Annotated in this window: 22 protein-coding genes; 4 read left to right on the forward strand and 18 right to left on the reverse strand. The window is 45.7% G+C overall.

Features of this window, described 5'->3' with window-relative positions; genetic code table 11:
* Window positions 1-2 precede the first annotated feature (2 nt).
* From IEY13_RS17310 to IEY13_RS17365, 12 genes are all read right to left on the reverse strand, one after another.
* A complete protein-coding gene (locus tag IEY13_RS17310; RefSeq protein WP_188954387.1) occupies window positions 3-788 on the reverse strand; it encodes a WecB/TagA/CpsF family glycosyltransferase in 786 nt (261 codons plus the stop codon).
* A gap of 55 nt (window positions 789-843) precedes the next feature.
* Window positions 844-1,920, reverse strand: a complete 1,077-nt coding sequence (locus IEY13_RS17315) for a glycosyltransferase family 4 protein (protein ID WP_188954388.1) — start codon at window positions 1,918-1,920, stop codon at window positions 844-846.
* Window positions 1,921-1,923: 3 nt separating this feature from the next.
* The gene (locus IEY13_RS17320; protein ID WP_229687901.1) at window positions 1,924-2,454 is read right to left on the reverse strand and encodes a serine acetyltransferase; all 531 of its coding nucleotides are present in this window, start codon (window positions 2,452-2,454) and stop codon (window positions 1,924-1,926) included.
* A complete protein-coding gene (locus IEY13_RS17325) occupies window positions 2,438-3,508 on the reverse strand; it encodes a glycosyltransferase family 4 protein (RefSeq protein WP_188954390.1) in 1,071 nt (356 codons plus the stop codon). Before IEY13_RS17325 ends, IEY13_RS17320 begins: the two co-directional genes overlap by 17 nt.
* Window positions 3,509-3,525: 17 nt before the next feature.
* On the reverse strand, window positions 3,526-4,281 hold the full coding sequence (locus IEY13_RS17330; RefSeq protein WP_188954392.1) for a glycosyltransferase family 2 protein: 756 nt from the start codon (window positions 4,279-4,281) through the stop codon (window positions 3,526-3,528).
* Entirely contained in the window at window positions 4,278-5,648 is a 1,371-nt protein-coding gene (locus IEY13_RS17335; RefSeq protein ID WP_188954394.1) for a hypothetical protein, read from the reverse strand. The genes IEY13_RS17330 and IEY13_RS17335 overlap by 4 nt, the downstream gene beginning before the upstream one ends.
* Window positions 5,645-6,256, reverse strand: a complete 612-nt coding sequence (locus IEY13_RS17340) for an acyltransferase (protein WP_188954396.1) — start codon at window positions 6,254-6,256, stop codon at window positions 5,645-5,647. Before IEY13_RS17340 ends, IEY13_RS17335 begins: the two co-directional genes overlap by 4 nt.
* Window positions 6,257-6,264: 8 nt before the next feature.
* Window positions 6,265-7,593, reverse strand: a complete 1,329-nt coding sequence (locus IEY13_RS17345) for a flippase (protein WP_188954398.1) — start codon at window positions 7,591-7,593, stop codon at window positions 6,265-6,267.
* A 10-nt stretch (window positions 7,594-7,603) separates the two neighbouring features.
* On the reverse strand, window positions 7,604-8,131 hold the full coding sequence (locus tag IEY13_RS17350) for a UpxY family transcription antiterminator (RefSeq protein ID WP_188954400.1): 528 nt from the start codon (window positions 8,129-8,131) through the stop codon (window positions 7,604-7,606).
* An 84-nt stretch (window positions 8,132-8,215) separates the two neighbouring features.
* Window positions 8,216-10,585, reverse strand: a complete 2,370-nt coding sequence (locus IEY13_RS17355; protein ID WP_188954402.1) for a GumC family protein — start codon at window positions 10,583-10,585, stop codon at window positions 8,216-8,218.
* An 11-nt stretch (window positions 10,586-10,596) separates the two neighbouring features.
* Complete coding sequence (locus tag IEY13_RS17360) at window positions 10,597-11,400, reverse strand: polysaccharide biosynthesis/export family protein (RefSeq protein ID WP_188954404.1); 804 nt, start codon at window positions 11,398-11,400, stop codon at window positions 10,597-10,599.
* Window positions 11,401-11,423: 23 nt separating this feature from the next.
* Window positions 11,424-12,860, reverse strand: a complete 1,437-nt coding sequence (locus IEY13_RS17365) for a T9SS type B sorting domain-containing protein (RefSeq protein ID WP_188954406.1) — start codon at window positions 12,858-12,860, stop codon at window positions 11,424-11,426.
* A gap of 225 nt (window positions 12,861-13,085) precedes the next feature.
* Between IEY13_RS17365 and IEY13_RS17370 the strand changes: the two genes are divergently transcribed.
* Window positions 13,086-15,050: an OmpA family protein gene (locus IEY13_RS17370; protein WP_188954408.1), complete on the forward strand. Its 1,965-nt coding sequence runs from the start codon at window positions 13,086-13,088 to the stop codon at window positions 15,048-15,050.
* A gap of 98 nt (window positions 15,051-15,148) precedes the next feature.
* Here IEY13_RS17370 and IEY13_RS17375 read toward each other — a convergent pair whose 3' ends face one another.
* On the reverse strand, window positions 15,149-15,571 hold the full coding sequence (locus IEY13_RS17375; protein ID WP_188954410.1) for a response regulator: 423 nt from the start codon (window positions 15,569-15,571) through the stop codon (window positions 15,149-15,151).
* Window positions 15,572-15,876: 305 nt separating this feature from the next.
* On the opposite strand from IEY13_RS17375, the gene IEY13_RS17380 reads away from it, so the two are divergent.
* From IEY13_RS17380 to IEY13_RS17390, 3 genes are all read left to right on the forward strand, one after another.
* A complete protein-coding gene (locus tag IEY13_RS17380) occupies window positions 15,877-17,298 on the forward strand; it encodes an SDR family oxidoreductase (protein WP_188954412.1) in 1,422 nt (473 codons plus the stop codon).
* 150 nt (window positions 17,299-17,448) lie between these two features.
* Complete coding sequence (locus IEY13_RS17385) at window positions 17,449-17,919, forward strand: Hsp20/alpha crystallin family protein (protein WP_188954414.1); 471 nt, start codon at window positions 17,449-17,451, stop codon at window positions 17,917-17,919.
* 277 nt (window positions 17,920-18,196) lie between these two features.
* Window positions 18,197-20,056: a PAS domain S-box protein gene (locus tag IEY13_RS17390; protein ID WP_188954416.1), complete on the forward strand. Its 1,860-nt coding sequence runs from the start codon at window positions 18,197-18,199 to the stop codon at window positions 20,054-20,056.
* Window positions 20,057-20,118: 62 nt separating this feature from the next.
* Here IEY13_RS17390 and IEY13_RS17395 read toward each other — a convergent pair whose 3' ends face one another.
* The 5 genes from IEY13_RS17395 to IEY13_RS17415 form a co-directional block, all read right to left on the reverse strand.
* Window positions 20,119-21,141 (reverse strand): ABC transporter permease, encoded by a 1,023-nt coding sequence (locus IEY13_RS17395; RefSeq protein ID WP_188954418.1) that lies wholly within the window; start codon window positions 21,139-21,141, stop codon window positions 20,119-20,121.
* Window positions 21,086-22,102 (reverse strand): ABC transporter ATP-binding protein, encoded by a 1,017-nt coding sequence (locus IEY13_RS17400; protein WP_188954420.1) that lies wholly within the window; start codon window positions 22,100-22,102, stop codon window positions 21,086-21,088. The genes IEY13_RS17395 and IEY13_RS17400 overlap by 56 nt, the downstream gene beginning before the upstream one ends.
* A gap of 53 nt (window positions 22,103-22,155) precedes the next feature.
* Window positions 22,156-23,016 (reverse strand): COG1470 family protein, encoded by an 861-nt coding sequence (locus tag IEY13_RS17405; RefSeq protein ID WP_188954422.1) that lies wholly within the window; start codon window positions 23,014-23,016, stop codon window positions 22,156-22,158.
* A gap of 131 nt (window positions 23,017-23,147) precedes the next feature.
* Window positions 23,148-24,326, reverse strand: a complete 1,179-nt coding sequence (locus tag IEY13_RS17410; RefSeq protein WP_188954424.1) for a winged helix-turn-helix domain-containing protein — start codon at window positions 24,324-24,326, stop codon at window positions 23,148-23,150.
* 96 nt (window positions 24,327-24,422) lie between these two features.
* A complete protein-coding gene (locus IEY13_RS17415) occupies window positions 24,423-24,647 on the reverse strand; it encodes a hypothetical protein (RefSeq protein WP_188954426.1) in 225 nt (74 codons plus the stop codon).
* Between the last annotated feature and the right edge of the window lie 157 nt (window positions 24,648-24,804).

Genomic DNA, 24,804 nt, shown 5'->3' on the forward strand with positions numbered 1-24,804 from the left:
TTTTAATTGATTTTAGGCCAGACAGTTGGTCGTATTTTCCGTAACTGAATCCTGCAAAGTTCTGCTGCCAGCAGATACAGGAATTTGCTGTTGGTGAAGGTATACCGCTGAAACAGTCTGCCGGGTTCCTGCATCAGACGGCACAGCCATTCAAATCCTATCTGCTGCACCCAAACCGGCGCCCGCTGCTGCATGCCCAATATCATAGGAAGGGCCCCGCCTATACCCAGCATTACAGCAGGAAACTCTCCCTTCATTTCATGCATCCAGGCCTCCTGTTTGGGACAGCCCAGCACCACAAACACAAAGTCAGCACCCGACAAACGGATAGCATCTGTTACGTCTTTCTTTTCCGTAGGTTCCAGCTGCCTGAAGGGGGGTGAAAACATACCCGCTACCTGCAGGCCCGGATAGTTGAGCTTCAGGTAAACAACGGCACTATTCAGCATTCGCTGTGTGCCGCCATAGAAGAATACTTTTTTCTGGCGCAACAGGCAGGCGCTTAATACGCGCCTCATTACCCCCGTTCCATCAATACGCCCCTGTTTAATGCCATACATGAGCCCAAAGCTTTTGGCAACCGGAAAGCCATCCGGCGCTACTATATCGGCACTATTGACCACATTGTTAAACGTATGGGAGTTATAGGCCTCTACCAGCATATGCACATTGGCAAAACAGATATAGGCAGATTGTTTGAGATCGCTGAACTGAAATATTTCATCTACAAAATCCTGCTGGGTACCAACAGAAACATTGATAGACAGAATGTGTTTTCTGGCAAGCATAATAAAGTATTTATAAGGTATAGAAAAAGAATGCCGGCTTGTGTAGCAGCATATTTTATGCAACAGACTTACTATACAGCTGATTTAAACTGTATACATATTTTTGCACAGAAAACCTATCGAGGGTGGCAGCCCTTGCGTTGAGGGCCATCCGTTTTAACTCTGCCGGCTGGCGGTGCAGCAGCTCCAGGGCACGTACCAAAGGTGCGGAATTGTTTTTCTCCACCAGAATGCCGGTTTCATTGGTGGTAACCACACTGCCCATAGAACCATCACTGGTAACAACTGGTACCAGCCCTGCCGCCATCGCTTCCAGTAATGCCACCGGCAGCCCTTCTCCATATAAAGAAGGTAGTATAAATACCTGTGCCTTCATTAATATATCAGTTTTCTGCGCTCCGCTTACAATGCCCATATAGGTTACCTGATCAGGATAGGCCTGCTCCATCTGCAATACATCGGGCAGCAGCGGCCCCATACCGCAGAATATAAACTGCACACCGGTAGTTCCTTTTATCGCCAGCATTCTCACAGCCTCCAGGATTATCTCAATACCCTTTGATGCATGCAGGCGGCCCATAAAAAGAACGGTTAACTGCTGGCTGGTACGGATTTGCCTTTCTAATTTTCCAAACGATGCATCCACAGTATTCTCCAGCACCATCACCTCGTTTAAAGCATATTCTTTTTTGAGGGATTCTTTTTCCAGGCTGCTTAAACATACAATGCTGTGCGAACGTACATACATGCTTTGTATCATTGCTTTAAGCATTGGGTTAACGGGCTTTTGTAATAGAAACCGGCCTCCATGCAAATGCAGCAATACTTTTTTTCCAAATAACCGTACAATGGAAAACGCCAGAAACTCTCTGATAATGGAGGGCGGATTCAGGGGCAGATTCAGGTGCACCAGGTTTATTTGCTGTTTGTACAAGATATTAGCCAGCTGAAAATAGCTTTTGCCAATGGTCAGTACACGGTTAAGTATGCCTGTGGCGCCATCTTCCCTACCTTCCAGAAAATGCACATACGTATTTGATTTGTTGTTGTCAATAATGGTATTGACTACCGCTGCTATGCCGCTTACGTTTTTATTCACGTCTAAGCTGGGCGCTGTTATTAATACATTCATAATTTATAGTGTTTTAATAGTTTTAATAATACGGCCGGGGTTACCAGCCACAACCACACCGGAAGGAATGTCTTTTACTATCACAGAGCCAGCACCTATTACCACTTCATTGCCCACGTATACATCTCCTATAATACACACATTGCATCCCACTTCTACATAGTCGCCTATGTGTGGGCTCCCCCCTCCTGCTTTGGCATTGCCAATGGTGGTTGACTGGCGTAATACACAGTGTTTACCTATCACTACCGCTTCATGCACAATCAGCCCAATACCATGATAAATCCGCAGCCCCGGCCCGATGTTGATGGTGCAGGGCAACTCCAGCGAAAAGAACATACGGGTAAAGTGTTTGTAAAAAAAGAGATAGGGCCAACAGAGTATTTTCAGGTATCTGCGGCCGTGGCAATAGGCGGCTGTTCTAAAGAGGATCATAATAATAGCCCCTGTGGTATTTCCTTTATTGGCTATGTAGTCCTGCTTTATATAGTGGATAAACCCAGTGGGCTGGTATGGGTTAAGCGCCTGCTGCATGTACGGCATTTTGGTAGGCGTTCATATATCGCGTTGCACAGGCAGTAATGGCGTATCTGGCCTCTATATGTGGCAGGGAAGCCTGCATAGCAGCCCCTGCTCGTCCCTGCTGCCATAGCTGTATTAGTTTGTATAGCTGATTGCCGCAATCTGTTATATTTCCATTTTCAAACAGCAAACCTGCATCAATAACGTCAATGATGTTTTTAGGCCCGTCTATATCGGATGCCAGTACGGGCAGCCCTGCCACCAGTCCTTCTACAATGGTTAGCCCAAACCCCTCATACCGCGAAGGCTGTATCAGTATATGATAATCGCAAAGATGGTTGAGTATCCATTCCCTGTCTTTCTCTCCCACCAGGCGCACTTTGTTCTGCAGCTGCATTTGGCCCGTCAGTTGCCGCAGATAGGATTCTGAAACACCGGCGCCAATAAAATCCAGCGTCCAGTTGGTACACCCATATTGCTGAATAATATATTGCAGGCTTTTGAGCAGAATATCCTGCCCTTTTTTTTCGTGCTGCAGCCTGCTCAGCTGTACCAGCCGCACAGGTTTGCTGGTAACTGCTTCATAATCTGTTCGCCTGCGGAACAAAGCCACCGGTATACCGTTATCAATTTGTATAACAGGCGGTGTAATGCATTGGGCAACCACTTCCAGGTATACCGCTTCAGAAATAGCAATAAGGCAATCGTATTTATTATGCCAGGTAACCGGTATGCCCATATCGTGCACGGTGTAAAACAGCTTCGCCTTTTTTCTCCACCGGATAATACCTGCCATATTGGGCTCGTGGCAATGAATAATATCGGCATTATACTTCATCAGCAACAGGTTTAACCGTATAAACGGCTTCCAGCTGCGACTACCCTCCTTGCGGTGCAGATAATGAATTTTAATGGAAGGATGCAGTTGTTTCAATAATTCCACATTCCAGTCATTCACAATAATCAACACCACTTCATGGTGTATACACATTTCATTAAGCAGCCCTACGGTAAGCACCTGTGCGCCGCCAGACTCCATGGTAAAAAGGCAATGAACCAGTTTCATAGTTGTCGGTTAAAATTTCAGGAACGGATCATTTTTTTGATAGCGGCTTTACACATGTACCACTGCAGCCGCAGGTTATTGGGAGAGAATGCGCGCATCTGGTGTAGTTGCAGGGTTTTCCGGATATCTCTGAAAAAACGGAGCCCGCCGGTGGTGGTTTTAGAATTCTCCCACAGCCGGAAAGCGGCCAGCGCACGCTCATCGTAATAGTAAATCTTCCCTTCATCCAGCAGTTTCAGCCACAAATCCAGATCCATGCAGTAGTGCTTGTTCTCATCCAGAAAGTTTACTTTGTTCACCAGTTCAGAGCGGTAAAAAGATCCCTGCTGCACCACACAGTAATCATGCTGCACCAGCGTATCTTTATCTTTGATAACCTTTTTTATTTCGCCCGTTTTTTCATCCCTGCTATCGATAAGGTCTATCATGGCCGGGTAATAAATGCTGCCGTCGGGGTGGCTATTGACCAGGCTGACTATTTTTTCCACGCAGTCGGGGTATAAAATATCATCGGAATTAATCCAGCCCACCAGACTGCCGGTAGCCAGCCGGAAGCCTCTGTTAATGGCATCTGACTGCCCTTTGTCTTTTCCATGAAACACGATATGGATTCTGTCTTTATACCTGTTTACTATTTCCATAGTATTGTCGGTAGACCCGCCGTCCATAATAATGTATTCAATGTTAGCATAAGACTGTTGTAATACAGACTGTATGGTTCTCTCGATAAACTGCCCCTGGTTATACGAGGGCGTAATAATAGATACTTTCATATGTAGGATGGTGCGGTAAGCGGATAAGTAAAAGAGGGCGCTGCGGGGGCTACCTGCCGCAGGCCGTAAGCATAGGCGGCAAACAGCATGAGCATGCAGGTGGTATAAGGCTGCAGTATGGCTGTACCATAAAAGGAGGTAATAAACAGCACTACAATAAACAAAATACCAATCTGTACAACAGGCTCGGTTTTAAAAGCCAGAAATTTTATCAGGAATGCCAGGTAATACAAAATAAAAAATACAATACCGGCAATACCAAACTGAAGTATCATTACCGACCAGATGATGTCTCCCGTATCTACCTGTTTTACGCCATTGTTGTCATCGGGCAGGCCGATATTAAAACGCAACAGGCGCGTTTGCCGCGAATCTTCCGTTAAGAGGCCAATGCCCAGCCAGGTGGTTACGGGGTTGGCCAATACATACTGCAGCCGTTCCACAAACAGGTACCACCGGAACTCGGTAGTAGAAAGTTCGTTTGCCTCCAGGGCATTCAGGGTAATGGGCGACACACTCATAGCAGCACCCGACAAGTCTTTAAACCCTTCTGAAAAGCGGCTTTGCGGAAGGGTTTTTACAATATTAAAAGCCAGCACCACTATACCGGCATATAACAGCAGCCGCGCAGGCTTTACTTTTTTACTCAGAAACAGATGCAGTGCATAACAACACAGAATGGACAGAAGCAGGTTACGGTGCTGCGACAATAGTATTGCCAGCATATTGATGCCCAAAAGCAGGTGTTTACCCCACAGCCCAAAAGTGGCTTTGGAAAAGAAAAAGAAGAAGAACACCGGGAAAATAAATACAGGCAGATTGTAGTACCGCGTGGGGTATCCTTCGTCATTGGTATATACCAGGTCACTGCCTACCATATTCAGCAACCCCTGCCCTACAAACGGCTGCACGCAATACACCAGCGAAGCCACTGTTGTGGCGTAGATCACCCACCGGAATATTTTCAGCAGATCCTGTAACGAAAGCTGTACAAAAGGAAACAGCACCAGAAAGAAGATATAATTACGCCATACCCGCATGCTGATGAGCGGTTCTACCCTCCGGTAAAAAATACTGTATGCCAGCAAAAAAAGAAGCGCCACTGCAAACAGAAGAATATTACGATAGCTGCTCCATGCACGGTTTTGAATAAACACGCCGGGCGATAGCAGCAATAAGGCTGCACAAAATAACAGCAGCCAATCGTACGGCTTTGTAATGCCAACAGGCGGCATTACAAACAGGTATACCGGAAGCAGCTGAAAACCCGCAGTAGCTATGGTGAACAGGATGCACACGCACAGGTAACGTTTGGCGGCATTGAAAAACAGGTACAAGGCCAGCAGAAACAATATTACCCCTATCATACCGCGGCCAGTTTATGCATTAACACCATTTTTTTTATAAAGCGGGCGGGGTTACCTGCCCACACTTCATCATCGGGTATGCTTTTGGTTACCACGCTACCGGCGCCAATTACGCTGCGGTGGCCAATGGTTACGCCTTTTAGTATTAAGGTATTGGCTCCCACAAATACATCATCTCCTATGGTAACCGGAACGGTGTTAATACTGGATTCCACATGCGCACGCCTGTCTTCAAAACCAAGAGGATGAAAATCTGTATCCCAGATGCACACATTACCGCCAAAGTTTACATGATGGCCTATAGTAATGGCATTGGCGCAGTAGATGGTGGTACCGGACAGCCCTGCATGATTGCCTATTACCAGTCTGGCCCCGGGCCCGATAAAGAGCGAGCATTTTTTAGACAGTCCCACATAATTGGAATACGGGCTGCTGCGGAAAGTAACCCCATAGCCCAGCTGACAGTAACCGTTGTTGTTTACAATCAGCAGGCCGTGTATTTCCGGAAACTGTGTATATACAATACGGCCGCGTTTAATCGCTACGTAATTCCGTATATATTGCAGCCACCTGCCCGGTGCTTTCAACAATAGTAGTAATGTAGACATAGGTACATTTATTTGAGGGAAACGTTTTTGGTAAGGTGGCCGATAGCCTTTATGGTTACCAGTTTGAAATAGGAATAGCGGAAGAATTCGGCTTTAAAAAGATGGATAGACATTTTCTTGAGGGTGAGGTAGAAAAACAAACAGTTACAGCATTCAGCCACCAGCCAGGAGATGGCTCCGCCCCTTATACCTATAAAATGCCCCAGCGCCACGGCTGTTACAAGGCCCAGCACTGCGCTGGTAAGGGTAATGCGAAAAAACTGTTTATCCAGCTGCAGGTTTAGCAAGGCCTGCACCCCTAAAAACGAGTTAACACTTACCAGAAACGGCACAAAGCTGAGCATTCTGAAAACAGGTACAGCCGGTAAAAACTGTGGCCCGTAAAAAAGAGGAATGATAAAAGGGGCCATGATAAAGAAAACCAGGCTGTACATAAAACTGAATAGTAAACCCACGGGCATAATACTCTGCAGATCGCTGATGCCCTTATTACGGTTGATACCAAAAGAGGCGGATATAAAAGGATATAGTGCCTGCGTTAATGGTATAGATAATAAGCTGATGGCCGTTATAATAAGCCGGTAGGCCGCTGAATAGTAACCTACCTGCGTAACAGTTACAAAAATGCCAAGGATAATAATAGTGGTATTGGAATACAGGTTAATGGTAATCATGGAAAAGAACAGATTGCTCCCCTCCTTTAATACTTTCACCATGTTTTTCCAGTTTGGTGCAACCAGCTTTATCTGAAAGGTGCGCACCGCAAAAACAAAAGAGAACACACCCGCAGCAATCTGAGAAATACTTAACAGCAAAGGCTGCCATATATATTGCTGTTTGTGATGGATGAACATAAAAACCGCGGCGGTAAACAGTATTTTGGCCCCCAGATTAAACAATGCCACTTTGCTTAGCTGTTGCTTGCCCTGGTAAAGCCAGTTAGGCGTAAATACCCAACCTATAAGTATAGCAAAGGAATATAACGCCACCTGCCGCTCGTGTTGCAACTGCGGCAGCTGCCATAGTAACACCCCAAACACCGCGGAACAAAATAAGAACAGCATTATTTTGGTGTACAGCACATTGCTGAAAAGCCGGTTGATAAAGTACGCATCGCCGGAGTTTTGTGCAACCGCCCTGGAAGCCTGCATATCAAAACTGAAGTTAACAATGAGCACGAAGTAGGTAACGATGGCTGTGCAATAGTTAATGACCCCGAATTTATCCGGCCCTATTATTTTGGTAAGATACGGCAGGGTAAGAAAAGGCATTACCAGGTTAGCCAGCTGCATCACCCCTTGTGAAGCGATATTTTTAACGAGTACGTTTGCGCGCATGCAGGTATTTTTAAGAGGAAAGCCCCTGTACTTTTGCGGGAGCAGTTATTTTTTCTATCTGCCCTGTTTTTACAGCTATGATGGCGTACCCCAGCGAGGGCAATAGAATTTTAATGGTATTGTTCTGTATTTCCAGCACACTCCCCTCCTGCTGTATAAGGGCACCACTGGTAATACGTACGGTATCATTAATGTTCACATCTGTTTTTTCCAGACTTAGTGTGTAAGAATTATTCAGGTATTGGCGGATAGCTGCAATCTCTTCGTCCTTTACCACAGCGGGTGTTCCCAGCCAGTACACAAAGTCTACCACGCCTTCCGTCTGTTGAATAGATAAATGCGTATGCAGGCTGGTATGTACAAAAACATAGGAAGGAAACAAGGGCTCTTCTACCATCTTTCTACGGTCGGCCCATTGCTTCAGCACCCTGTTCAGCGGGCAATAATTCTCAATTCCTTTTTTGGTAAACAACGCTGACACTTTCTTTTCCCATCTGGAACGAGTGTATACAACATACCAGGTATTTTTTGTTTCCATGCTTTGTTTTGTTTAACAAATGGCTCCGCCCATCCGGTTACATCAGTATGTATGGCCGGTAGAAATGAGAAATATGGATGTTGTTTATTGAGCAGCGCCCGGATTGGCTAAGCGCTTACTACTGAAACTTCTGATTGTTTTAGGCCGTTTTTCGTTATAAGCATACCCATAGCCATAGCCAAAGCCATAGCCTTTGGTGCCAAATCCCCGTGCTTTTATACCGTTAAAAACTACCCCTATGTTATGAAGTCTGTTTATTTTATTGTTACCGTCTATACGTTGCACAAACACCTTCGCGGTATAGTTGTGCCTTACCACATACAGGGTAATATCACATAACGGAGAAAGAATGTAGGCGTCTGTAACCAGGTTTACAGGGCCGGTATCTACAATAATGTAATCAAAATCATCTTCCAGTGTGGCTATTAAATTTTCTATTTTTCCATTGGCAAGTAATTCGGATGGGTTAGTAACGGTGGTGCCTGCGGAAAGAATAAAAAGGTGTTCGTTTACCTGGCTGGGTGTAATAATATCTGTTACGCCGGCATTGCCCATCAGATAATCGGTAATGCCGGTATTGTCTTTAATTCCGAATTTATCGCTGATGCTTGCATGAATAAGATCCAGCTCCAGCAGGGCAACTTTTTTGCTGGTTAAAGCCACTGTCAGTGCCAGGTTTAAGGATATAAAGCTTTTTCCTTCCCCGGCAACACTGGAGGTAATGAGTATCTTTTTCTTCTTTGTATCTTTCTTCAGCATCGAAAGCGATACACGTAACTGCCTGAACTGCTCTGCAATAAAGGTTTCTTTGCCATTTCCCACTACAAACGGCTTTTTAGATTTATCATAAATAACCTCACCTACTATAGGCCGTCTGGTGAGGATTTCTATTTCCTGCCGGTATAATACCTTGTTGCTGAAGCTATCTTTTGCGGTAATAACGGCTATGCCTGCCAGCAGGGCTACCAGTATAAAGCCGGCATAAATTTGTTTGTTATGTGGGCTCACCGGCTTAATTGACGACTGCGCGTTATCTACCAGCCTGTTGTCGGGTGCTACAGAAGAATAAGCCAGTGCGGTTTCTTCCCGCTTCTGCAACAGAAAGGCGTAGGTGTTGTATTTAATGCCTTTTTCCCGGTTAATCTCAATCAGTTCCTTTTCCTTTTCAGGTATGGCCTGCAGCGTTCTTGAATAGTTACTATTGGTGCCACTGAGGTTGGTTTTGCTTACCTGCAAACTGGTACGCTGGTTGCGGATATTAAGCATAATGGTTTGCCTTAATTGTGCAATCTGACCGCTTAAAGCCAGTACTGTGGGAAAATTGGGGCCTTCTGTTGCCCGCAATCTTTCATACTCCATTTCGCTTTCCGATAATTTGCTCACCAATTGGGTAAGCATGGCATCTCCCACTCCCAGGGTAGAAGGTACAATGGCACCGCGGTTATTGTTATTCAGTGCAAAGGCCTGTACTTCATCCAGTACCGCCAGCTGAATATTAATCTCACTTAATTTCTGATCGTTGGTGCTTACGTTTTCCAGGTACAACCTGCCCTGTGTACTAATGTCAATGGCGCTGTTGCCCGATTTGTATTGCTGACTTCTTTGCTCAATGCCGTTTAAATCGGCAGTAACTGTACTTATACGGTTGTTTACAAAGGCCAGTGTATTCTTTGCCAGCTCGCTTTTATCAAAAAGGATAGACCGGTTGTATTGGTTAATCAGCTCATTCAACACATCTTCTCCACGCGAGGGTACTGCATCTTTAAAAGTAAGTATTAAAATGGAAGACAATTTGCTGGAAGATAATACCAGCAACCTCTCCTGTATATCGGTAGTTATTCTTCTGGGATTGGCCACCGTAAAGTAAAACTGCCTGTTATTGCCGCGGCCTGTATAGCTGGTATTGGGTACAAACCGCAGGGTGCCATACGGCGTACGCACCCATTCATTTAACGCATAGTCTTTACCTGCTACCTTTACGCGGGTAACCTCCCGGTTAACGGTAAAAGGTATTTCTCTGGCTTCTCTGCCAACCAGCGAATCTTTGTTGTCTATTTTTACGGGCGAGGTAGTGTAAGCCGAAACCATCTGAAACCGCTGCTTTTCAAACACCGGCACGTTTAACAGGTTTTTTCTGGCTACAATATCAATCAGTGTTCTTGACTGCACAACCTCCATTTCATTTTCAATGATCTTTTTGTTGTTGAGGCTGTTAAATACCTCCCGGTCTTTAGAGTCTTCCGCTCCCTTTTTTTCATCATTGATCAATATTTTGGCATTGCTTTCATAAACAGGTATGGCATACCAGGTATAAAACCGGGCTGCTGCCACAGCCAGCACCAGTAGCAGAATAAACAGCGGCCAGTAGCTGATATAGCGCTGCCATAGCTGGTTAAAAGTAACAATGTTTTTAGCGCTACCGGGCTCTGTTGCGGTATGGTTGGTAATGTGCATAGTGTAATAGGTTATCTGCCAAAACGGTCAACAATAATTGCCAGGAAAGTAAGACTACCTAAAATAATGGGCAGCATTTGCTGCGTTCTTCCGGTAGAGGATAATTTGGCTTTGTTGGGCTCTGCATAAATGATATCATTAGATTTGAGGTAATAATAGGGAGAGGTAAGAAAGCTGCTTTCATTCAGGTTAATACGCTGTACTATCCGCGTATTTTTTTCTTCCCGTATCAGCAGAATATTATCCCGTTTGGCATAAATGGTAAGGTCGCCCGCCAGGCCCAGGGCTTCTAAAAGCGATATCTTTTCACTGGCAATTTTTAATACAGAAGGATGGCTTACCTCGCCCAGTACGGTTACTTTAAAATTGAGATGCCGCACCGTTACAATGGGATCGAGTAACAGCTTTTTATCGGACAATGTTTTTGTAATCATTTCTTCCAGCTGCATTTCAGACATGCCGGCTACTTTTAGTTTACCCAGGAAAGGAAACTTAATATCTCCATCCTTATTTACCAGATATCCACTGGGCTGCAATACATTTTCTGTTTGATTAAGGGTAGCCATGCCTGCATTATTGGAGGCGTTAAAAATGGCAGAGGCGTCGTTACTTAAACTGCTTACGGTAATGCTGAGCAGATCATTTTCGGTAATGGTGGTAGCAGGTGCAGCATTGGATACATTCAGTATTTCATCCTGCTGCTCCGCAAAATAGGTTGCTTTCCGGGTATTGACACATCCGTTGGCTACAACCAGCAACAGGATTAACACAACGGGAAAAAACCGGGGTAGCTTTTGTTTATGCAAATGGGTCATATAACTATTAAACTTTTTATGCTTTATTTAAGTATGGTTACAGCCCCGTTCCACACCGGGGCTTTTGTTTTAAGATCAATAATATAGTAATAGGTTCCTGTAGGCAGGCTACGGCCGTTATACAGGCCATTCCACGGCACTCCATATCCCTTGCTCACAAACACTTTCTGCCCATACCGGTTGAATACGGTTACTTCTACGGATGGAAATGCTGCAAGGTCTTTGATAACCCAGGTATCATTAATGCCGTCGTGGTTGGGAGAAAATGCATTGGGAATGTCGGGTGGGGCTACAACGGTTACCAGTGCGTCATCTGTGGCCACACCGCATCCATACACTGATACTGCATGCAGTGTAAACAGAGTACTCTCCACCGGGTTTACAGTTGCCAGCAGCAAAGAGGCGTCAGCCACAAATACAGTTGGGGTCCAGTACTGTTGTATTGCCGTGGCGTCTACGCTTCCTTCCAGCTGTACATAACCGCCGCGTACCATATTTTTATCTGCACCTGCATTTACCACCGGGGTAGTTACCAGCTGTACAGAATCTACATTGGATTGCACCAGGCAGGCAGGAACAGCCACGTTACTTTTGGCACCCACCAGAAACCGATATAAATACAGGGCATTTTCTTCACCCGCAGTAAAGTGTTGCGTAAAAACCGATGCATTGGCTCCGGGAATAGTGAGCCATGTTTTTGCACTGTCGCTGCTGACTTGCCACACATGTGCCGGGTTTGTATAAACAGCATCAAAGCTGCTATAAAAGGTGAGCGATGTATCCGTATTTTTACAACGATATCCGGTATTTTCCGGCAGATTATCAGGGTCAAGCAGCTGTATGGTAACATGTGCCATGCAAGGGCGCAGGGTAATATCATCAATAGCAAAATCGCCCCCGCAGCCCCCGGCATTTACATTACTCATGCGCAATACCACATTGTGTTCCGAAGAAGAAAAAGTAAATCCATACTGCTTCCAGGTGGGTAATGAATTGGGCTCGATATCCCGGGTGTAAAAACTATACAGCACTGTGCCGTCTGTTTTCTCCACCCTGAAATTGATGTTGGGCTTTACGCCGTTGGAATCGCAAATGGCGGGCGTTATTATGTTTAGTACCCATGCCGCAAACTGGTAGGTGGTAGCGGCACATAACTCACGCACAGTATCCAGATAAAAATCATTGGGAACAAAAGAGGTATTCAGCAACAGGAAATAACCGTCTTTATCACCGGTATGATCCTGCTGCACGGTGTGCCAGTCGTTATAAAAGCAACTTTCGCTTTTATTTCTTACAGTATAAGAACCATCACCTGGGCAGTCAGATGTAGTATACGTATATACAGAAGTAGCTACTGCCAGCGCCGGCCCCGGATTACTGCCTGCTCCAAAGCTGATATTTACCAGAGGATCTCCCCAGTAGCCGCCGCATTCATTCTGGGCAAACAGTTGATATGACATGGATGGGAGAAGCATGAAGAAGGTTAAGTGTTTTATCAGGTACAAATTCCGGAACGGTTTCATTACAATTACAAAAGTACACATACCCTTAATCACAATTATTACACGTTTAACTAAAATAGTTACACATTTTACTTAAATAATAAACAGATGTAACATTTTTCCAAAAACGTGTAACACTCCGCAATAGTGTTAACATAATTTTGCGGTAAGCAAACCTGATACATGAAAACTATTTACACTTTATCTTTTATTACGCTTTATTTATTGTCCGGCAACCTGCGTTCGCAATCATTGTCTAAAGACACTATTAAAAGAATGCCCTCTTCGTGGTGGATAGGCCAATCCATAGGTGGCAACTTTAACTATTACCGTGGCACCACGCAGCGTTTAAACGAAACCGTAACTACCTCTGCCCCCTTTCATAACGGGGATGGCCTGCGGCTTTACTTTTCATTTTTAGCCGAATACAGGCCTAACAAAACACTGGGCACCATGCTGAACGTGGCATTTAGCAACCGGAGTTCGTCTTTCGACGGCGTTATTACCCCTGGCAATGAAAAGGCCTTCCTGTATACCGTATTGCGGTATCTGAATATAGAGCCGTCCTTGCGGCTGGCGCCTTTCTCTTCCGCCTTTTATATTTTTGCGGGGCCTTTGGTAAGCATCAATACTACCAAAGAGTTTTTTTATCAGGAAGGTGGAAAATATGAAGCCCGGGGCGACTGGAGCGATCTGCGAAAATTTAACTGGGGTGCACAGGGAGGCCTGGGTATTGATATACCCATATCCAAAAAAAGCAGCATTAATCAGGTGTCGCTTTCTCCCTTCGCCTCTTTTCAAACCAACTTCAACAACCGGCCCAGGCGTACAGAGTCATGGAGTATCTATACTGTACGTACGGGGCTTGCCGTTAAGTTCTCCACTCATAAACGTGTTATTCCCAATGCCTCTGCTATACCATCTAACGATGCCGGTACGGCAGGAAATGGCAGTGGCATGAAAGACACCTTGCGCATCTATGTAAAGGACATACAATTTTCGGCGCAGAGTATTGCTAATAGTAATGAGGAGGCGGCCAATGAAATATTCCCCTTGTGCCATTCCATCTTTTTTAATGCGGGTAGTACCGCTATACCACAACGTTATGTTCAGTTAACCGCATCAGCGGCACTTAATTTTAAAGAAAGTCAGCTGCAAGCGGGGCGCCCTGTAAACTGGTATAACAGCCGGGCGCAAAGGCAGCTGGATGTTTATTACCAACTGTTGAATATACTGGGGTCACGCATGCGCAATTACCCGCAAAGCACTATTACCCTATCTGCCGGTAAAGCTACCAGGGTGGGCGATGGCGCTGCAATGGCTGCGCAGATAAAAAGGTATCTGGTTACCAGCTTTGGTATTGATGCTGCCAGAATTATCACCGGCGCTGACAGTGAAATGTTCATCACTTCGGTTCAATCCGGTAACAACCGTACTCCGGCACTTCGCCAGCAAGACGACCGCAGGGTGGATATTGCCAGCAGCTCCCCTGAATTAATGCAGCCATTCAACAGCAGCAGTGCGGAAGCACGTGCTACTGAACCATCGGTACTGTTTACCGCTGCCGGCGCGGGAGATCAGTTACAATCCTGGTGGATGGATGTAACTAACAACGGCACAGCCATGCATTATGGGCCTTATAAACAAGACACCATTCTGTTACCGGTATCCGCCCTTCCGGGAGATGCCCGCCAGGGTATGTATATTATTGAAATGGGCGGTACTACCCGCAACGGCCAGGCCATACATAAAACCACCCGGCTAAGCCTGCCACCTGTACCTGCATCCGCAGCAGGCACACGCTATGCCGTATTGTTCGATTTTAACAGCTTTAAAGCGCTAACAGGCAACCGGCAATTTCTGGAAAATACAATAGCGCCCCTGGTAACAGATAGTTCCACCGTAATTATTCACGGCCATACAGATATTATTGGCAACGAAATCCGCAACCGCTCTTTATCTAACAACCGCGTAAACGAAGCAAGGCACTTACTGGAAGCCGCGTTAAATGCAAAAGGAAGAAAAGGTGTGAAGTTTGAGTATTATGGGTTTGGACAAGATAAAATTATGTCGCCATTTGGTAACCAGCTGCCGGAAGAGCGCTTTTACAACAGAACGGTGATTATAGATATTATTCAGGGGAGATAGGGAGCTAATCCTGCCGGGTCTTATACCTTGCAGGCCTGTGCTAACAAGGGGCTGTCGTAAATGCAAGCCCCTTGTTAGCACAGGCCTGTTAATAATCTCTACGCCCGGTAATTAATACCTGAAAAATTGTTGAATATAATTTCAAGGGCATATTTTAAATCGTCCATGGTAGTAGGTTTGAGTAAAAAATGATTAGCTCCCTCGCGGAAGAAGTAAGCTATAGTATCCTGCTGTCCCATTCCGCTATATACAATCACCGGAAGTTTATCCAGTGCCGGATTGGCTCTTATTTCCCTTATGCATTGTTTTCCATCTTTGCAGGGCATGTGAATATCGAGAAATAATAAATCCGGAATGTATTTATTCAACAGCTGCATCAGTAATTCACCATTACTTACGGTAGCCAGATCTACTACTATACGCAGTTCCTTTATCGCGTCAGAAAATATCAGGCAATCTTCGGCGTCATCATCAGCAAGAACTACCTGTAAAGGCGGGTTGTTGTTAACACTGGTTGTCATCTTCGTCCATTTACAATGTCAAAATAAATCCTATACCTGTCTGCACTGAAAACATCTTATTCAGCTTCATTGCAATGCAAAAAAACGCGTTTAGGTTTTTTGATCTTTTTCTTAAACAAAAAAGTTGCCGGAATGTACAAGGCTGTATGTATGGATTTTACAGGTTATTGGGGAATAAATACCCCCGCGCCCCGTATTTGCCAGCGGATACCGGTAATATTTACGGCAGTTTGTAAAAGTGGCTGCTCTGCAGTTGTTTTAACTGGTATGGTTATGGTTTATTTAACGAACGTAACGGTACCACTATGAAAATTCTGTTAACAGGCGCCACCGGCTATGTGGGCAGGCGGTTACTGCCAATTCTGTTAGGAAAAGGGCATCAGGTATATTGCCTGGTACGGGAAACTTCCCGCTTAAACAAAGAAGCTTATAAAAGCCATCTGTTACACGCTGTGGAGGCAGACCTGCTAATGCCTGTTCCGCCGGATACGATACCTGCAGATATAGATGCTGCTTATTACCTGGTACACTCCATGAGCGGGCAGGGCAATTTTGCAGAAAAAGAAAAAGACTCTGCGGAGCATTTTATTCAGGCCCTGCACAACACCCGTGTGCAGCAGATTATTTACCTGGGTGGTATTGCCAATGCCCACCAGCTATCGCAACACCTCTCCTCCCGCAAACAGGTGGAGGATGTATTAAAAAGCGGCCCTGCGCCGGTAACGGTTTTACGTGCCGGCATTATTGTAGGCTCGGGCAGTGCTTCGTTTGAAATAATACGCGACCTGGCAGAGAAATTACCGGTTATGATAGCGCCTGCCTGGCTTAAAACCCATACCCAGCCCATTGCCATCAGAAACGTGGTGGACTTTTTAACCGGTGTTTTGCTGCGCAGCGAAACCCTGGGCAATACCTACGATTTGTACGGGCCGGATAAGCTTACCTACAAAGAAATGCTGGAGATGTATGCAGAAGAAAGAGGGCTGAAAAGATATATTTTTACCGTACCGGTAATGACGCCGCGGCTCTCTTCCTACTGGCTGTATTTTGTTACGTCTACCTCTTACCCGCTTGCCCGTAACCTGGTAGATAGTATGAAGGTAGAAACCGTTGCACAACCCAATAACCTGAGTACAACGTTGAACATCACCCTTATCAGTTATCGGGAAGCTATCAGAATGGCGTTTGACAAAATAGAGCAGGACATGGTACTGTCTACCTGGAAAGATGCACTTAGTTCAGGCGCCCGTTTTAAAAGTCTTTCGTTTCATGTAAAGGTGCCGGAGCATGGCTGCTTTACAGACCTTCAGGAAATGAAAACGAATAACACCCAACAGGCGCTTGATAAAATCTTCGCTATTGGTGGTAATGCGGGATGGTATTACGCAGACTGGCTATGGAGCTTCCGGGGCTTTTTAGACCGGCTTTTTGGAGGTGTAGGGCTTAAACGCGGCCGCAGGCACAAAAATACCATAGGCCCCGGCGAAAGCCTGGACTTCTGGCGGGTGCTTTATGCAGACCGCACTACACGAAGGTTGTTGCTTTATGCCGAAATGAAACTGCCGGGAGAAGCGTGGCTCGAATTTACAATATCCGATACGGGCGTGGTACGCCAACAGGCCACCTTTCGCCCCGTAGGCCTTCCCGGCAGGTTATATTGGTTAGCTATGCTGCCCTTTCATTATTTTATATTCAGGGGTATGCTGCGAAAAATTGCATCAGACTAAAGTGGCAGTGCAGGCAGGGAATACCATGACTTTTTTTCAGCAAAGCAACAGCGGAATACTGAAAATATGACCAGAATAAATGTCATTTTTTCTGATATTTCCAACTGGCATTTTCTATGTGTATAGATCCCAAAAAAACAGGAGGTTTTTATGACAACTACAATTGCAAAAAGACAGAATGGTAACACACCTGCCACTTTTGGAAATGTTGTTGACAACATCTTCCAAAACAGTTTACACAGGTTCTTTGATGACAACTTCTTCCATGCCGGCCGTACGTTTCAAAGTGATGTGGTGCCTGTAAACGTACGGGAAAACAACGAAAGCTATAACCTTGAGGTAATAGCACCCGGATGCAGAAAGGAATCATTCAAAGTGAATGTAAACGGCAATCTGCTTACGGTAAGCTACGACCACCAGGACGAACAAACAGAAGAAAACGACAAGAACCAGTGGAGACGTACAGAGTATCAGCGCCGCACTTTCCAGCGCACTTTTACCTTAGATGATTCTGTAGATGTGAATGGCATCCAGGCGGAATATAAAGACGGCATCCTCTGTCTTCGTGTACCTAAACATGAAAAAGCAAAACAGGTAGCTAAAACCATTGAAATTCAGTAACTCCTTTTTGCTTTGTGGGAAGGTGGAATACGCTGTGTTCCACCTTTTTTTATGCTGTCCGCTGCCGCCTGTCAGGTAGCTGCCACATTATGGGGAATAAACGCCACGGATTTACGCTTCTGTCTCCTGTTAGGCAGAGAAGGGCACTGCAAAATCACTTACAGGAACATATACAGCATTGGCACTCAGATTGATAACTTACGGGTGAATTATAACTCAACCTCAACCAGTGGAATCAGATTACCTTGCAGCAATCAGCCAGCTATCCGTTTTTTCTATGATGGATTTATCTCCGGAGTGCGTAAAAATAGTATCCGGATCGGGATATGTACAGTATATCAACCGTGCCGGCCTGAAGTTTCTGGAAGCTGACAGTACCGAAGGTATTATTGGGGCACTTGTTTACGACTTTATAGCCACGGACTATGTAGAACTCTGGAAACGCAATCATACCGCTGTATGTGCAGGTGAAGCCCGTACCTGGGATTATAAAGTAACCGGCCGTAAAGGAACCGTAAGGCACCTGGAAACCTATGCGGCACCGCTGGTATTGCCGGATGGCACTTATTTACAGATAGCAGTTACCAAAGACATAACGGAACAAAAAATGGCCGAGGCCAGCGCGCGTGAAAGTGAATTGAAATTCCGCACACTGGCCAATACCATTCAGAACCTTGCCTGGATGGCCGATGCCAATGGCTGGGTGTATTGGTATAACGACCGGTGGACGGAATACACTGGTTTAACTGCCAAGGATATGCAGGGTTGGGGCTGGCAAAAGGTACATCACCCCGATTACCTGGAGTACGCTACCCGATTTGTAGAAAAAGCGTGGAAAACAAATGAACCTTTTGAAATCATTCACCCCCTACGTGGAAAAGATGGCAGCTACCGCTGGTTTGTTTCCCGCGCCACCCCTATCTGTAATGGAAAGGGCGAGATAGAACAGTGGATGGGAACGCTTACGGATATTGACGATCAGAAGCGTGGTGAGGAAAGATTCAGGGCGCTGGCAGACACTGCTCCCCTGTGGATATGGCTTACCGATAAATCTTCCCAGGTTGATTACGCCAACAAAGCAATGCTTACCTGGCTGGGCTTTGAGCACTTTTCGGCTATTGACCGTCATCTCTGGCAAACCCATGTACACACGCACGATCTGGCAAAACTTACACATACCGTGCAAACTGCTTATGAAAACAAGGCCCCTTATAAAATAGAATGCAGATTACTCAACCGCAATACGGGCTTATACGAATGGTTTTTGTTTACTGCGGAGCCCCGCATGATTAATGGCACCTTTGATGGTTTTGTGGGCACTGCGCATAATATAGATACCCAAAAACGCTCGGTAGAAGTACTGGAAGCCCGCGTACAATTAAGAACCAGTGAACTGAACAATGCCAATGCCGCATTGCACCGTTCCAACCAGGAACTGGGGCAGTTTGCACATACGGTAAGTCATGATTTAAAAGAACCGCTGCGTAAGGTGGGCATCTATGCCGGCATGTTGCGCGGCGACCTGCAGCAGGCTGCTTATAACCGGGCAGATCAGCATCTGGAAAAAATTGACCGTGCGGTAAAACGCATGAACAACCTTATTGATGGCGTGTTAAGCTACTCTTCCTTCACGGCAGAGGTGTACGAACACGAGCCGGTAAACCTCAATACTACATTGACGGAAGTAGTGGATGACCTGGAAGTTGCACTCGCTAATAAACAAGGCACTATTCACTGCAAAGATACCCTGCCGGTAGTGCATGGAGCTCCTGTATTACTCTATCAGCTTTTTTACAACATCGTGGGTAATGCCATTAAATTCTCCCGCACAGGTGTACCACCGCAAATCACCATCAGCACATCAGTACTCAGTGCCACTGATATAACAGAACGCAACCTGATTACCGGTAAATTATATAACGCCATTTGCATTAAGGATAATGGCATAGGCTTTTCCTCTGCCGATGCAACAAAGATTTTTGGTTTATACACCCGCCTGCGTTCCAGAGATGAATATGAAGGCACCGGCCTTGGTCTGGCGCTGTGTGCCCGCATTGCGGCGCGCCACGGGGGTATGGTAGAAGCGGAAGGCATACCAGGAGAAGGTGCGCAGATTAAAATTATACTACCCGTATAGCATTTTGCCTTTAACATCAGCCAGGATTGACGACTGATGTTAAAGGCAGTAATATAATTGCACTAACTTCTTATTTCACGCCGCATAAACAGGTAATATGAAAAAGCAAAGCACACTACCGTTGCCGCCAGCAACCCGCTTACCTGCGGCCATACAATCAACAGGCTTTCTTTAAAAGGCAGTGGTGTTGGTATCGCGCCTGCCAGCTGCTCCATCGTCAGTGGCCCCAGGCTGCGTACAGACGGCATCAGCAATGTAGTAGTTGCATCTGCATACAACTGTCCCGGCGCCACCCGCAGTATATTTAATATCATTTCGTTATAACCCGCAATTTCATCACGGGATAAAAATGAAGGATCCGGCAAAAATGCCCTTATTACCAGGTTTACTACGATAGGATAAAACACGGTAAAAAACAGCCAGACGCCAATTGCAGTAAGCGCTGAGGTAGCAGCCTGCTTAAACTGTATGGATAACAGAATGGCCAGGGCCAGCCAGAACGATACATACACAATGGTAAACACAATAAAGGTGGCAATCCGTAACAGTTCCTGCGGTTCAATGCGAACACCGGTTAACAACAACCCGCCACCCAGCATCAGCAGGCACAGGCTTATAAACAGCGTAGCTATTATAACCATCGCACCGGTAAATTTTGACAGCAGCAGATTATCCCGGTATACCGGCTGCGCCATCAGCCGTATCAGGGTGCCATTGTTTTTTTCTGCATTTATAGCATCAAAGCCCAGACTAATCCCCAGCAACGGACCCAGAAAGCTAATGAATACATGAAAAGGCGGAATTGTATTATCGGTGGTGGTAAGCAGTTTCAGGTACAGGAATAAATGATCCGGATCGCTGATATTACTTACCGCCGGTTTAATGTTACGCAGCGATACATACATAGAGGTAATAAAGGTTAATACAATCAGTGCAAGCAGCACAATAAAACGCCAGCTGCGTATATGGTCTGCCACCTCCTTATGCACCATTACCTGAAAGGGAGATAGCTGCGCCTGCCCTCCGCTGTTAGTTCTTATGCCTTTTAAAGAAAGATTTCTGAAAGAAACGACGAGACTTTTCATCGGCTGTATTTCCCGTTAAATTGTTATCAAAATATTTCTGATAAATATCATCCAGTCCGTACTCTTTTTTCTGCACGCCTGTAATGCCATATCCCTTTTCTACCATCCATCGTACCAGTATGGGTGTAACATCACTGGTGCTGCTGATGGTAATTTGCCTGCCCTCTACTGTAACCTGCTGCACCGCATCCAGCTGTTGCAGTGCGCAACTCAGTGCTGGTGTATCCACCACTGCCTCTTCCACGGTAATATGGGTAGCATAACCTTCGCGGTTATACAGGTTGCCGGAAAGCGAATCAATATCGCCTTCTGCCAGCATTCTGCCGTTTACAAAAATGCCCACGCGGTCGCACACCTGCTGCACGTGATGCAGATGGTGAGAGGATAGCAACACGGTAAGCCCCTGCTGTATGCTAAGTTGTTTAATCAGCTGCAGAAAATCACGTATACCGGTGGGGTCAATGCCCAACGTAGGCTCATCCAGTATAATCACCTCCGGCTGCTTAATCAGCACATCTGCCAGGCCCAGCCGCTGTTTCATCCCGCGGCTGTAGGTGGCTGTTTTTTTATGCATATCTGCTCCAAGGCCTACCTGCTCCATCACCACGCGCGCGCGGCTTTGCACCTCACTTTCCGGCACCCCGTTCAACCGTCCTATATACACCAGGTTTTCCAGGGCAGTCATACCATCATAAAAACCCACACTATCCGGCATATAACCTACTTTATTTTTAACCGGAATAGGCTGCATGGTAGCATTATAACCGCATACCTGCACACTGCCTGCTGTAGGTTCTGTAAGCCCCAGCATCATTAATATAGTGGTGGTTTTGCCGGCACCGTTGGGGCCCAGCAAACCAAAAATTTCCCCTTTATGAATGTGCAGGTGCAGGTCATCTACGGCTTTCAGGGTACCATAACATTTGGTAACACCTTCCAGTGCTATGATAACGTCATTCATTTGTTCCATCTTCCTGTTTAAATCTGTTGAAACGAAAATGTACCGTCTGCGGGTTAACGCCTGCCATATTTGCGTACCAGATAGTACACCAGACCCGCAGCCAACAGTATCACCAGCACCCCTGCCCAGCCGGAAAGCAGCGAGGTGTTTACTACCATGCGAAATGCCGCCTGTGCATTGCTGTTGGTATTTCTGGCACTGAACGTAGCTGCATAATCGCCCGCAATGGTTTTATCAGGTACCTGTACCCTGGCGGTAATGTCAGCGGTTTTACCCGCATCCAGTTGTTGCACGCGGGCAGGTTCAAAAGTACACTCCCAGTTAGCCGGAAGTTGTGAAGAAAGCTCCAGCTCTTTCAGCGGAAGTGAACCGGTGTTCTTTACCAACAGGTGAATTTCTTTGCGGCTGCCCGAGGTTACTTCATCGGTAAGGCGGCCGGTAGGCGTAGTCAGCTCCAGGCTGTAGGTACCCTTTACTACCGCTTCCAGATTAAGCAACAGGCTTTCAACACCAGACACAGCTTTAACCGGTATTTTATATTTATCCGGTTTGGTGCCTGCAGGTACATTTATTTCAATAGAAATATCCTGCACCTTTCCAGCGTCCATGCTTACAGAAGTAACCTGGCTGCCTTCAACCCGATAGGTAATCATCCACCCCTCGGGTAATACGGCCTGTAGTTCGTACAAACCCGCCTGGCTTGTTCCGTTACGGAGTGTAGTGGAATAACGAAATACCTCACTGGTGGCGGCCTCAATATTCACCAGCCTTGCTGTAAAGGCCGATGGCCCGGAAGTGGGAGAAGTTTGCCGGGCTTGCAACAAGCCAGACTGACCATTAAAAAAAGCGGCAAGCGCCAATACAATAACAAAACGCCGGTTGCGTACACGGGTAAAAAGTGATTTAGTAAACATAATCCTTACAACTAAAATTTATATAATAATTGCTTCAAAGAATGCTTAGTAAAATGTGGCCGGGGTTTTAAAAAACCGGCGCGCTAATTTATAAAAAATGAGAAAAATGCAAAAAAGATGTTGAAATATTTTTAGAGAAGGGAGAACTGTTTATTGTTGCATCTGGTAATCACAATGCCCTGGCAGTTGTTAAAGGCGGCAAAAGTTTTAATAGCCTCTCTGGTTTGGGCTATTTGTTCTTTATTCAGCTTTAGCGGTTCAAAGTGGAGGTTATGGATGGTTAAAATGCCTTTTTTCCGGTCGGCTTTGGAATCCATGCGGGCTATAAAGGTATCACCTGCTAATACGGGCAATGAAAAATATCCATATTTGCGTTTAGGTTCCGGAACAAAACATTCTACCTGGTAATCGAAATTAAAAAAGTCTTTTAGCCGGTGCCTGAAAACATTCAAAGGATCAAAGGGCGATAAAATGAACACGTCCTCTTTTAGCTCAATTTTTTTGTTTTTATAAGCAGGCAGCATGTACAAAGGAGCTGTTTTCAATCCTTCAATGGAAACCTCACAAACAGCACCTTCTTCTACCATCTTCTGCATTTCCTGTTTCACCAGGTGATCCTTTACCCTTCGGGCACGCCAGCTTATCTCTTTCAGGTAAGCTACTCCCATGCTCTGTAAGCAACGCCTGATGATATGCCTGGCAAATTGTTCCGGTGTGGGCATAGTAGTATCTATGTCAGATGACAACAGGTTTAAAGGCAGGTCGTATATTTTACTGAAATTCTGTTTCCGGGTAACCATCAGTCTCCCATCCATGTATAACCTTTCCAGAGCTACTTTGGACGGACGCCAATCCCACCACCCCGAACTGGCTTCCTGTCTGTCATTGTCAAAATCCTTAACAGTTAACGGGCCATCGCGTTCTATCCTGTCCAGCACGCTTTTCATCAGGTTTATTTCGGCTGTTGTTAAAGCAGTTCTTTTTAGCCGGAAGCCTTCCTTCACAGGTAAAGAAAAACGATAATCCTCCATGGGCATGTAAGCAGAATCGGAAATGAAAAATTCGAAGATGCGGCCATCGGCCTGCAGTTCTTCCAGCCATTCCTTTTTATAATCAGGTACACGTGCCGCAATAATAAGATGATGCGCACGCTCCACTACATAATTCGCATCTATCTGCACAAAGCCCAGGTGATTAATTAAATTATATACCGCGTCAGCACCTTTTCCAAACGACACACGCTTAGCGAGGCCTGTAGCATGCAATATAATTTTGCGGACCTGACCGGGAGAAAGAATAAGCTGATTCATAGGCCTAAGATAAACAATGTATGAATTACTGTAATACAAACCAGCCGTTGTAAACAATCTGCTCAACAGTCACCTGAACAGAAATGACAGCATTCATCAACAGTCATGCACAAACCGGTTGCAGCAAAAGCCCAGTTTTTCCAGAGCCACTATTATAAACGGTTCTTTATCTGCATCCGCTTCTACACGCAATACTTTGTCTGTATCTGACAAATCAACAAACCAGCAGTCTTCCCCTACCAGCTCATCCAGTACGGGGGTTACATTCATACGATCGTGATAATGTTGTATATTGGTAATAAAAAGCAGAATACTCTTCATATAATCACTAAACTATGCCTTTGCAAACCAATGCCCGGTGAAATTCTACCAAATGGCGCAGGTACCAGATAAAAACCGGTATACATGCGATAAAGGAACAGGCAGCTGTATATCTTGTTGGCAAAAGCTCAGCATGACCTGCTTTACCGGGCAGGCC

The sequence above is a fragment of the Filimonas zeae genome (assembly GCF_014641615.1).
In the GTDB taxonomy this organism is placed as follows: Bacteria; Bacteroidota; Bacteroidia; order Chitinophagales; family Chitinophagaceae; genus Filimonas; species Filimonas zeae.

Bases quoted from the DNA above. Each gene is read 5' to 3' on its own strand.
- IEY13_RS17310 (WP_188954387.1), bottom strand. From the start codon at position 788: ATGCTTGCCAGAAAACACATTCTGTCTATCAATGTTTCTGTTGGTACC.
- IEY13_RS17315 (WP_188954388.1), bottom strand. From the start codon at position 1,920: ATGAATGTATTAATAACAGCGCCCAGCTTAGACGTGAATAAAAACGTA.
- IEY13_RS17320 (WP_229687901.1), bottom strand. From the start codon at position 2,454: ATGCAGCAGGCGCTTAACCCATACCAGCCCACTGGGTTTATCCACTAT.
- IEY13_RS17325 (WP_188954390.1), bottom strand. From the start codon at position 3,508: ATGAAACTGGTTCATTGCCTTTTTACCATGGAGTCTGGCGGCGCACAG.
- IEY13_RS17330 (WP_188954392.1), bottom strand. From the start codon at position 4,281: ATGAAAGTATCTATTATTACGCCCTCGTATAACCAGGGGCAGTTTATC.
- IEY13_RS17335 (WP_188954394.1), bottom strand. From the start codon at position 5,648: ATGATAGGGGTAATATTGTTTCTGCTGGCCTTGTACCTGTTTTTCAAT.
- IEY13_RS17340 (WP_188954396.1), bottom strand. From the start codon at position 6,256: ATGTCTACATTACTACTATTGTTGAAAGCACCGGGCAGGTGGCTGCAA.
- IEY13_RS17345 (WP_188954398.1), bottom strand. From the start codon at position 7,593: ATGCGCGCAAACGTACTCGTTAAAAATATCGCTTCACAAGGGGTGATG.
- IEY13_RS17350 (WP_188954400.1), bottom strand. From the start codon at position 8,131: ATGGAAACAAAAAATACCTGGTATGTTGTATACACTCGTTCCAGATGG.
- IEY13_RS17355 (WP_188954402.1), bottom strand. From the start codon at position 10,585: ATGCACATTACCAACCATACCGCAACAGAGCCCGGTAGCGCTAAAAAC.
- IEY13_RS17360 (WP_188954404.1), bottom strand. From the start codon at position 11,400: ATGACCCATTTGCATAAACAAAAGCTACCCCGGTTTTTTCCCGTTGTG.
- IEY13_RS17365 (WP_188954406.1), bottom strand. From the start codon at position 12,860: ATGTCATATCAACTGTTTGCCCAGAATGAATGCGGCGGCTACTGGGGA.
- IEY13_RS17370 (WP_188954408.1), top strand. From the start codon at position 13,086: ATGAAAACTATTTACACTTTATCTTTTATTACGCTTTATTTATTGTCC.
- IEY13_RS17375 (WP_188954410.1), bottom strand. From the start codon at position 15,571: ATGACAACCAGTGTTAACAACAACCCGCCTTTACAGGTAGTTCTTGCT.
- IEY13_RS17380 (WP_188954412.1), top strand. From the start codon at position 15,877: ATGAAAATTCTGTTAACAGGCGCCACCGGCTATGTGGGCAGGCGGTTA.
- IEY13_RS17385 (WP_188954414.1), top strand. From the start codon at position 17,449: ATGACAACTACAATTGCAAAAAGACAGAATGGTAACACACCTGCCACT.
- IEY13_RS17390 (WP_188954416.1), top strand. From the start codon at position 18,197: ATGATGGATTTATCTCCGGAGTGCGTAAAAATAGTATCCGGATCGGGA.
- IEY13_RS17395 (WP_188954418.1), bottom strand. From the start codon at position 21,141: ATGAAAAGTCTCGTCGTTTCTTTCAGAAATCTTTCTTTAAAAGGCATA.
- IEY13_RS17400 (WP_188954420.1), bottom strand. From the start codon at position 22,102: ATGAATGACGTTATCATAGCACTGGAAGGTGTTACCAAATGTTATGGT.
- IEY13_RS17405 (WP_188954422.1), bottom strand. From the start codon at position 23,016: ATGTTTACTAAATCACTTTTTACCCGTGTACGCAACCGGCGTTTTGTT.
- IEY13_RS17410 (WP_188954424.1), bottom strand. From the start codon at position 24,326: ATGAATCAGCTTATTCTTTCTCCCGGTCAGGTCCGCAAAATTATATTG.
- IEY13_RS17415 (WP_188954426.1), bottom strand. From the start codon at position 24,647: ATGAAGAGTATTCTGCTTTTTATTACCAATATACAACATTATCACGAT.